This window comes from Arthrobacter agilis, assembly GCF_002953615.1.
GTDB classification, from domain to species: Bacteria; Actinomycetota; Actinomycetes; order Actinomycetales; family Micrococcaceae; genus Arthrobacter_D; species Arthrobacter_D agilis_B.
This window is the reverse complement of record NZ_CP024915.1, coordinates 2,420,493-2,428,878: the sequence shown is the minus strand read 5'-3', so window position 1 is coordinate 2,428,878 and position 8,386 is coordinate 2,420,493. Positions and strand designations below refer to the sequence as shown.

Annotated in this window: 9 protein-coding genes; 6 read left to right on the top strand and 3 right to left on the bottom strand. The window is 66.9% G+C overall.

Going from position 1 to position 8,386, the window contains the following annotated elements; all coding sequences use genetic code 11:
• On the bottom strand, positions 1 to 1,618 hold a 1,618-nt coding region (locus CVO76_RS11845), incomplete at its 3' end, for a chromosome segregation ATPase (protein WP_208739388.1).
• Positions 1,619 to 1,857: 239 nt separating this feature from the next.
• On the opposite strand from CVO76_RS11845, the gene CVO76_RS11840 reads away from it, so the two are divergent.
• The 6 genes from CVO76_RS11840 to dnaB all read left to right on the top strand — a co-directional run bounded on the left by CVO76_RS11840 (position 1,858) and on the right by dnaB (position 7,134).
• Positions 1,858 to 3,135 (top strand): M18 family aminopeptidase, encoded by a 1,278-nt coding sequence (locus CVO76_RS11840; RefSeq protein ID WP_208739387.1) that lies wholly within the window; start codon positions 1,858 to 1,860, stop codon positions 3,133 to 3,135.
• A gap of 159 nt (positions 3,136 to 3,294) precedes the next feature.
• Positions 3,295 to 3,600, top strand: coding sequence for a 30S ribosomal protein S6 (gene rpsF, locus CVO76_RS11835; RefSeq protein ID WP_043442549.1), 306 nt, complete (start codon positions 3,295 to 3,297; stop codon positions 3,598 to 3,600).
• A 60-nt stretch (positions 3,601 to 3,660) separates the two neighbouring features.
• Positions 3,661 to 4,224, top strand: coding sequence for a single-stranded DNA-binding protein (locus tag CVO76_RS11830; RefSeq protein ID WP_133079960.1), 564 nt, complete (start codon positions 3,661 to 3,663; stop codon positions 4,222 to 4,224).
• A gap of 107 nt (positions 4,225 to 4,331) precedes the next feature.
• On the top strand, positions 4,332 to 4,571 hold the full coding sequence (gene rpsR, locus CVO76_RS11825; protein ID WP_005273147.1) for a 30S ribosomal protein S18: 240 nt from the start codon (positions 4,332 to 4,334) through the stop codon (positions 4,569 to 4,571).
• A 17-nt stretch (positions 4,572 to 4,588) separates the two neighbouring features.
• Positions 4,589 to 5,038, top strand: a complete 450-nt coding sequence (gene rplI / locus CVO76_RS11820; RefSeq protein WP_133079959.1) for a 50S ribosomal protein L9 — start codon at positions 4,589 to 4,591, stop codon at positions 5,036 to 5,038.
• Positions 5,039 to 5,757: 719 nt separating this feature from the next.
• Positions 5,758 to 7,134 (top strand): replicative DNA helicase, encoded by a 1,377-nt coding sequence (dnaB, locus tag CVO76_RS11815; protein WP_133079958.1) that lies wholly within the window; start codon positions 5,758 to 5,760, stop codon positions 7,132 to 7,134.
• Here dnaB and CVO76_RS11810 read toward each other — a convergent pair.
• The gene (locus CVO76_RS11810; protein ID WP_244185929.1) at positions 7,131 to 7,553 is read right to left on the bottom strand and encodes a MarR family winged helix-turn-helix transcriptional regulator; all 423 of its coding nucleotides are present in this window, start codon (positions 7,551 to 7,553) and stop codon (positions 7,131 to 7,133) included. The two genes, dnaB and CVO76_RS11810, sit on opposite strands and share 4 nt — an antisense overlap.
• Positions 7,554 to 7,764: 211 nt before the next feature.
• Positions 7,765 to 8,386 (bottom strand): YsnF/AvaK domain-containing protein (locus tag CVO76_RS11805; RefSeq protein ID WP_244185928.1); only part of this gene is annotated, 622 nt, incomplete at its 5' end.

Below are 8,386 nucleotides of genomic sequence, written 5' to 3'. Positions count from 1 at the left end.
GGGTCCATCCAGGTGGAGTCTCCTTGGTCACCGCGGAGTCGGCTGCGGTGAGGGTTGCCTGCAGGCCGGGGAGAGCGTCCTCGAGGGCCTCGAGCTCAGCCTGCTTCTGCACGATCTCTGCCTTCGCCGTGGTCACGTCCCCGGTCAGGCCCGGAAGCGCGGCCTCCAGAGCCGCGAGCTCCGTCTTCTTCGCGGTGACGGCAGCGTCGGCGTCGGTCAGGGCGGTGTTCGCCGCGGCCCGGGCGGCGTTGGCGTCGGCCAGCGAGTCGGCGGCCGAGGTGACCTGCCCGTTGGCCCCGGCCAGGCTGGTCTGCAGGCCGGGCAGCTGCTGCTGGAGATTGCTGCTCTCCTGCTGCTTCGCCGACAGCGACGAGTTCAGCGTCGCGAGCTGACCCTGCAGCGTGGTCAGGTCACCGTTCAGGGCGGTGATCAGCGCGGTCTTGTTCGCGGCGGCCAGCTCCGCGGCGGCGATCTCCGTCTTCTTGGCGGTGATCGCGGCGTTCAGCTCCTGCTTCTTCTTGTCCGCGTTGCCCTTGATCGCTGCGAGCTCGGCCTCGAGGGTGGCGAGCTGCGTCCGCAGCGCGGCGGCGTCGGCGACGGGCGTCGCGGAGGCGGCGGCAATCTCCTTCTGCTTCGCGGAGATCTCCGCGGTCCTGGTGGTGATGTCACCCTGCAGACCCGCGATCTCCGCCTGCAGCACCGGGAGGCCGGCCTCGATGGTGCCGATCTGCTGGGTGAGCGTCGTGACGCTCTGCTCGGCCAGGCGCAGGTTCTCCTCGGACCTGACCACCGTGGCGGTCGCCCCGGCGGCATCGGTGTCAGCAGTCCTGGCCGCGGTCTCCAGCACCGGCAGTGCGAGCCGCGCATCCGCCAGCTTCTTCTCCGCCGCATCCACCAGCGCCTGCGCCGCGTCGCCCCGGGCGACCAGAACGGCCAGCTCCTCGGTGCCCTTCTCGATCGCGGCGACCTGGCCGTCGACCGTGGTCTGCGCCGTCGTCGCCGCGGCGGTCGCGCCGTCCAGGCGGGCCCTGGCAGCGGCCAGGTCGGCCTCCTGGGCCGCCTTGTCGGCGAGAGCCCGGGTCCTGCTCGTGTCGAGGCCGGCGAGCTCGGTCCGTGCAGCGGTGAGCTGCGCCTGCAGCGGCGTGACCTGGTCCACCAGCGCCGTCTTCTGCCCCTGCAGCGCCGTCAGCTCGGTGTTCGCTGCCGCGATCGCCGCCGTCATCGTCGTCTTGTCCGCCTCCAGCCTGGTCAGCGACATCGTCACCGAGTCGATCTGCCCGACCAGTGTGGCGTACCGCGCGTCCAGTGCGGCGATCTCGGTCTCGGCTGTCGTCACCTGCGCGGTCAGGGAGTTCTGCGTGGTGACAAGCGCGGTCCGCTCGGCGGTCAGCGTCGCGATCCGCTCCGCGTTCTGCTTCGCCGCGGCCTTGAGCAGATTCGGCTGCGCGTTCCCGCGGTGTGCGAGCTGGTTGGTCACACCGTTGCAGATGCCCGCTACAGGGGCGGACTCGGCCGACGCCTGCGGGGCGAGGACCAGCATGCTGGTCAGGACTCCCGGCAGGATGACGGCGCTCGCAACGCGGCGGATGAGGACTGATGTCGCGTTGATATCGCGCAAGGCTACTCCTGGAGACCTGAAGGGAACGTGGGGGTGACGTCCAGAATCTACGGAGATCGGTTGCGCGGAGACACGGTATCCAGTACCCGACCTTCCCCTCTGATACTCGTTCCCCGTCCCGTTTCCTACGTGGTACCGCGCGATCACTGCAGGAACGGGCGGTGGCCGACAGGCCACGGGCATCGCCCGGCGCAGCGATCCGCCGGGGTGCTGCGACCAGGGTCTGATTGAATCGGAGGATGAGCACTCCAGAGCACATCCAGGACCTCGGCGCCTATGTGGCGGCGTCCCCGTCGAGCTTCCACGCCGTGGCAGAGGCCGGCCAACGGCTCGCCGCCGCAGGATTCCGCCGGCAGACGGAGCAGGACGCCTGGGAGGGCGGTGCAGGTCGCTTCTACGTCATCCGGGACGGCGCGCTGATCGCATGGTCCGTCCCCGACGACGCCAGCCCCACGACGCCGTTCTCCATCCTCGGCGCCCACACCGATTCGCCGTCGTTCAAACTCAAGCCGAAGCCCACCACGGGAAGACACGGTTGGCTGCAGGCCGGGGTCGAGGTCTACGGAGGCCCGCTGCTGAACTCGTGGCTCGATCGGGAACTCGCGCTCGCGGGCCGCCTGACGCTGCACGACGGTAGCGAGCACCTGGTGTCCACCGGGCCGTTGCTGCGGTTCGCGCAACTCGCGATCCATCTGGATCGAGCCGTCAATGACGGGCTGGCGCTCGACAAGCAGCGGCACATGAACCCCGTGTGGGGCCTCGGCGACCCGGCGGAGGCCGACCTCCTCGGACTGCTCGCCGCCCGGGCGGGCATCGATCCGCACGACATCGGCGGCTTCGACGTCGTCGTCGCCGACACCCAGGAACCGCGTGTCTTCGGCGCGCAGGGGGAATTCCTCGCGTCCGGGCGACTCGACAACCTCTCGTCCGTGCATGCCGGGCTCACGGCGCTGATCGACGCTGCCGGTGGTCCTTCCGACGGGCCCATCGCGGTCCTGGCGGCCTTCGACCACGAGGAGGTGGGCAGCGGCTCCCGCTCGGGCGCCAGCGGTCCTTTCCTCGAGGACGTCCTCCTGCGCATCTCACTCGGACTCGGGGCCGGTACGGAGGAGCGCCTGCGTGCCCTCGCGTCGTCGTTCTGTGTGTCGGCGGACGCCGGCCATGCGGTCCACCCCAACTACGCGGAGCGGCACGATCCCGCGAACCTGCCCGTGCTCAACCGGGGACCACTGCTCAAGATCAACGCCAACCAGCGGTACACCACGGATGCACCGGGCGCCGCCTACTGGGCCGCACTGTGCCGGGCGAGCGGTGTGCCGTACCAGGAGTTCGTCTCCAACAACGTCATGCCGTGCGGCTCCACCATCGGTCCCCTCACAGCGACACGCCTCGGTATCCGCACGGTCGACGTCGGGACGCCACTGCTGTCCATGCACTCGGCGCGTGAACTGTGCGGCGTCGAGGATCCCGGTCACCTCGCGAAGGCCACCGCGGCCTTCTTCCGCGGCGGCCTGTAGGGCTGGTGTTCGTCCGCGGAGGATCGTCCGGTAACATTGATACGTCCGTGCCACAGCCGGTCGGCGGTAAATACCGCTGACGGCGGCCGGATCAACGCTAAAGAACCTCCTGTTGCGGAAAGACCGCGACCGTTCAGCCCAGAGGAGGTGGGTTCACACATGCGTGCATATGAATTGATGGTAATCATCGACCCCGACGTCGAGGAACGCTCCATCGACCCAACACTCGAGAAGTTCCTGAATGTCGTCCGCAACGGCGGCGGCACCGTGGACAAGGTGGATATCTGGGGACGTCGGCGCCTTGCGTACGAGATCCAGAAGAAGACCGAGGGCATCTATGCCGTCGTCAACTTCACCGCGACCCCGGCCGTGGCTTCCGAGCTCGACCGCCAGCTGAGCCTCAACGAGACGATCATGCGCACCAAGATCATCCGCCCCGAGGAGCAGAAGGTTTCCGCCGAGTAGTCTCGGCAGATCCCTCATCCATCCATCCCGCTCCGGCGGGTAGGAACTCAAGGAGGCACCATGGCAGGCGAAACAGTCATCACGGTGATCGGCAACCTCACCAACGATCCCGAGCTCCGGTTCACGCCGTCGGGATCGGCGGTTGCCAACTTCACCATCGCGTCCACTCCTCGTACGTTCGATCGCCAGACCAATGACTGGAAGGACGGCGAAACGCTGTTCCTCCGAGCATCGGTATGGCGTGAAGCCGCGGAGAACGTCGCCGAGACCCTGACCAAGGGAACCCGCGTGGTTGCCCAGGGCCGACTCAAGTCACGTTCGTACGACACCAAAGAAGGCGAAAAGCGCACCGTCATGGAGCTCGAGGTGGACGAGATCGGTCCGTCCCTGCGCTATGCGTCCGCGAAGGTCACCCGTACCCAGCGCTCCGGCGGCGGGAACGGCGGCAACTCCGGTGGTAACTCCGGTGGCGGCTTCGGCGGTAACTCCGGCGGCTCGAACTCCGGTTCGGGCTGGGGTGGAGGCCAGCAGGCCCAACAGCCGGCGGAAGACCCCTGGGGTGCACCCTCGGGCGGGAATTCGCAGGGCTGGGGCAACGGCCCCGACTCCGAGCCTCCCTTCTAGGCAGCAGGGTCCCGTTCCCGGGACCCCTGCCGCAGTCACTCCTGTGACTGGCAGTTCCCATCCCGCAGAATCGTTCTGCGGGCTCCAACAGAAAAAGGAGCACCACGATGGCTAAGGCTGAACTCCGTAAGCCCAAACCAAAGTCCAACCCCTTGAAGGCCGCTGACGTCACCGTCATCGACTACAAGGACGTAGCCCTGCTGCGTAAGTTCATTTCCGATCGCGGAAAGATCCGTGCCCGTCGCGTCACCGGTGTGACCGTGCAGGAGCAGCGCAAGATCGCCCAGGCAATCAAGAACGCCCGCGAAGTCGCTCTCCTGCCGTACTCCGGCGCCGGCCGCGGCTAGGGAAAGGGACACACACTATGTCGAAGCTCATTCTGACCCAGGAAGTCACCGGTCTCGGTGCTGCAGGCGACGTCGTCGAGGTGAAGAACGGTTACGCACGTAACTACCTTCTGCCCCGCGGTTTCGCCCTGATGTGGAGCAAGGGTGGCGAGAAGCAGGTCGAGTCGATCAAGGCTGCCCGTTCCGCCCGCGAGCACGCATCGCTCGAGGACGCCCAGCGCCAGGCCGCCGCACTGTCGGCCAAGCCCGTCACCCTGACCGTGAAGGCTGGTGGCTCCGGCCGCCTGTTCGGCACGATCAAGGCCGACGACGTCGCCAAGGCCGTCGAGGCCGCCGGTCTCGGCAAGATCGACAAGCGCAAGGTCGAACTCCCGGCTCACATCAAGTCGGTCGGTTCGTACCAGGCCAACGTCCGTCTGCACGAGGACGTGGCAGCTGTGATCGACCTGGACGTCGTCGCAAGCTAGCGCCAGCGAAACGGATCCACCAGGAAGCCCCCGCGGAAGCGGGGGCTTCCTGTCGTTGGAGGCAGTGGCGCCCTGCCCGAGCACCCCCGCGCCTGCCTCGCGAGTGCGACCGTCCCGGGCGCTCCGCGCCGTCCTCCGCTGCCCTGGAAGGACTGTCCGAGCACCTACGCAAGACATGGCGGCAGCGGCATGAAGGGCTCATGGACGGCGAGGCGGCTACTCCCCGGGGACCGGCAGCGGACTATTGGGTACGGCTACCGGCATGGACGCCCGGTCCGGCGCGCGCTGGTGCGGATTCCGGCCGACGCCTCCGTGACCGGCTGGGGATATGTCCCTTGGAGGGACATCGGGAAGTGCTGTCGGGCACCTTGTCAACAGCGACCCTGTGGACGGAGCACCTCCTGATATTCCCTCAGATCCACAGGCCGGGGATAACGTTTCCGCAGGTCAGAGGCCCTATTGCTGACGAGAATTATTGTTGTCCACAGGGTTCTCCCCATCCTGTGCACAAGATGCGCCGCGTAATCCACAGCTTAAGTCCCGTTACCCACAGCCCCTGTTGGGATAGCGCTTTGCTCCCTCCGCAGAGAGGGCTACCGTAGCGGGTGATTCCCAATAGTGAGGGTGACGGGTGATAGGCCTGACCTGTCAGACCCACCCCGGGCATCCGGTGACCGCTGCGGCGACCACCGCTTTGACAGCAGGAGAAAGGCCCTTCAGTGTCCCTGGCACATGCAGATACTTCATCGGACACTCGTACGCCGGACTTCTCGCGTACCCCTCCCCAGGATCTCGTCGCCGAGCAGTCCGTCCTGGGCGGGATGATGCTTTCCAAGGACGCCATCGCCGACTGCGTCGAGGTGCTCCGGGGGCTGGACTTCTACCGTCCCGCCCACGAGAGCATCTACGAGGCGATCATCGATCTCTACGGGCGCGGGGAGCCAGCGGACGCCGTGACGGTGTCCGACGAGCTCACGAAGCGCGGGGAGATCTCGCGCATCGGTGGCCCGGCCTATCTCCACACGCTGATCCAGTCCGTCCCGACGGCGGCCAATGCCGGGTTCTACGCGGAGATCGTCCGGGAGCGCGCCGTCCTGCGGCGTCTCGTCGATGCCGGCACGAAGATCGTCCAGCTCGGGTACTCCAACGACGGCGAGGTGGACGACCTCGTGAATGCCGCGCAGGCCGAGGTCTACGCGGTCGCCGAGCGGCGCACCGCGGAGGACTACGTCGCGCTGAAGGACATCATCGAGGGGACGGTGGACGAGATCGAGTCCGCGGGTCATCGCGGAGAGGGCATGACCGGCGTCCCCACCGGGTTCTACGAACTCGACGAGCTGACCCAGGGTCTCCATGGCGGTCAAATGATCGTTGTCGCCGCGCGCCCCGCCATGGGTAAGTCGACCTTCGCACTGGACTGGGCCCGCTCGGCCGCCATCAAGCACAACATGACCACGGTGTTCTTCTCGCTCGAGATGGGGCGCAACGAGATCGCGATGCGCCTCCTCTCCGCCGAGGCCACGATCGGGCTCCAGGACCTCCGCAAGGGAACGATTAAGGACGAGCAGTGGGGCAAGATCGCGACCACGATGGGCCGGATGAACGATGCACCGTTGTTCATCGACGACAGCCCGAACATGTCGCTGATGGAGATCCGTGCGAAATGCCGCCGCCTGAAGCAGCGGCACGATCTCAAGCTCGTGGTGCTGGACTACCTGCAGCTGATGTCGTCGGGCAAGCGTGTCGAGTCCCGTCAGCAGGAGGTGTCGGAATTCTCGCGTGCCCTCAAGCTGCTGGCCAAGGAGCTGAATGTTCCGGTGGTGGCACTGTCACAGCTGAACCGAGGCTCGGAGCAGCGCACGGACAAGCGTCCCCAGGTGTCCGACCTCCGCGAGTCCGGTTCGATCGAGCAGGATGCCGACATGGTGATCCTGCTGCACAGGGACGATGTGTACGACAAGGAGTCAGCGCGTGCCGGCGAGGCCGATGTCATCGTCGCCAAGCATCGTAATGGCCCCACCAAGACCCTTGTCGTCGGGTTCCAGGGCCACTACTCGCGCTTCAACAACATGGCGGCGGACGGCGGGGGCTACTAGTCCTTCTTGGGCCCGAGTTCGTTGATGACGGTCTTCAGGCGGTCGCGCAGGTCTTCCGACGCGAGTCCGTCCTCGGCCATCAGCTCGTGCTCGATGTTCTTGGCACGCTCGAGCGCCTTCATGCCTGCTGATGTGATGGTGATGCGCTGACTGCGGCGGTCAGCGGTGTTGCGGAGCCTCGTCACGAGGCCGCGCTTCTCCAGGCGGTCGAGGGTGCGCCCGACCGTCTGCGCCTGCACGTGGACGAGCTGGGCCAGACGCACGCCCGTGAGCGTGCCTTCCCGCTCGAGGACTCCGAGCGTGGTCAGTCCGGCGTGCGTGATGCCGATGCTCAGGAGCTTCTCGTTCCACGAGTGCTCGACGATGCGGGCCGCGGTCGTTAGCAGGCGGCTGGTCGACCAATCGTTCAACTCCGGCACGATTGCGTGTCCTTCCCCTCGGTTGTACGCGGTGGATGCGCTTGTTCCTACTACTTACTGTAGACAACTTCACCCCAAATAGACAGCAGGCTTATCATCGGGTGGTCCAGGGGATTCCCTTCGCTCCTGGTGGTTCGGGGCGAGGGGCGTGCCGGGGACGACGAAGGGCCCGGAGACACGCCCCGGGCCCTTCGTGGATCTCGAGGCTCGCTTAGAGGTTGTCTCCCCGACGGGTGTCGCCTCGGCGCGTGTCGTCTGCGCCGTCGACCTCGATCTCTTCCTTGCGGACGTCACTGCTGACCGTCTCGTTGGTGGTGACGGTCTCCTTGTCGAGGCGGACGCGCTCCACGGGGACCGCTTCCTTCTCGACGACGGGGCGCTCGGCGTGGAGCGTCACTTCGTGCTCCTCTTCGCTGATCGCCGGGCCACTGTAGGCGTCGTCGCGATTGGCGTCCGTGATGGGCTCGCGCTCCAGGCGGACTTCTTCGTGGCTGACGGGAACGGTCTGGGTGACGTTCTCGGTGACCACGTACTTGCGCAGACGGGCGCGGCCGGCTTCGCGGGTCTCCGTGCCGACGTGCAGCTGCTCCTCGGAGAGGGTCATCGCGTCGTCCGTGGTGGGTCCGGAGGTGTCATGTCCCACGGTGTCCCGGCCGGTGCCGCGATCGGTGCCCGCGTAGGTGTCCGTGCCCGTATCGGTCACGCCGGAGTGGCGTCCGGACGTGGTGTCGATGTCGACATCGCGATCGCGCTGCCCGACACCGCTGGTGGTGTCGGTGGTGTTCGTCGTATCGGTGTAGCCACCGGTGCCGCCGCCGATCTCGTAGTGGCGG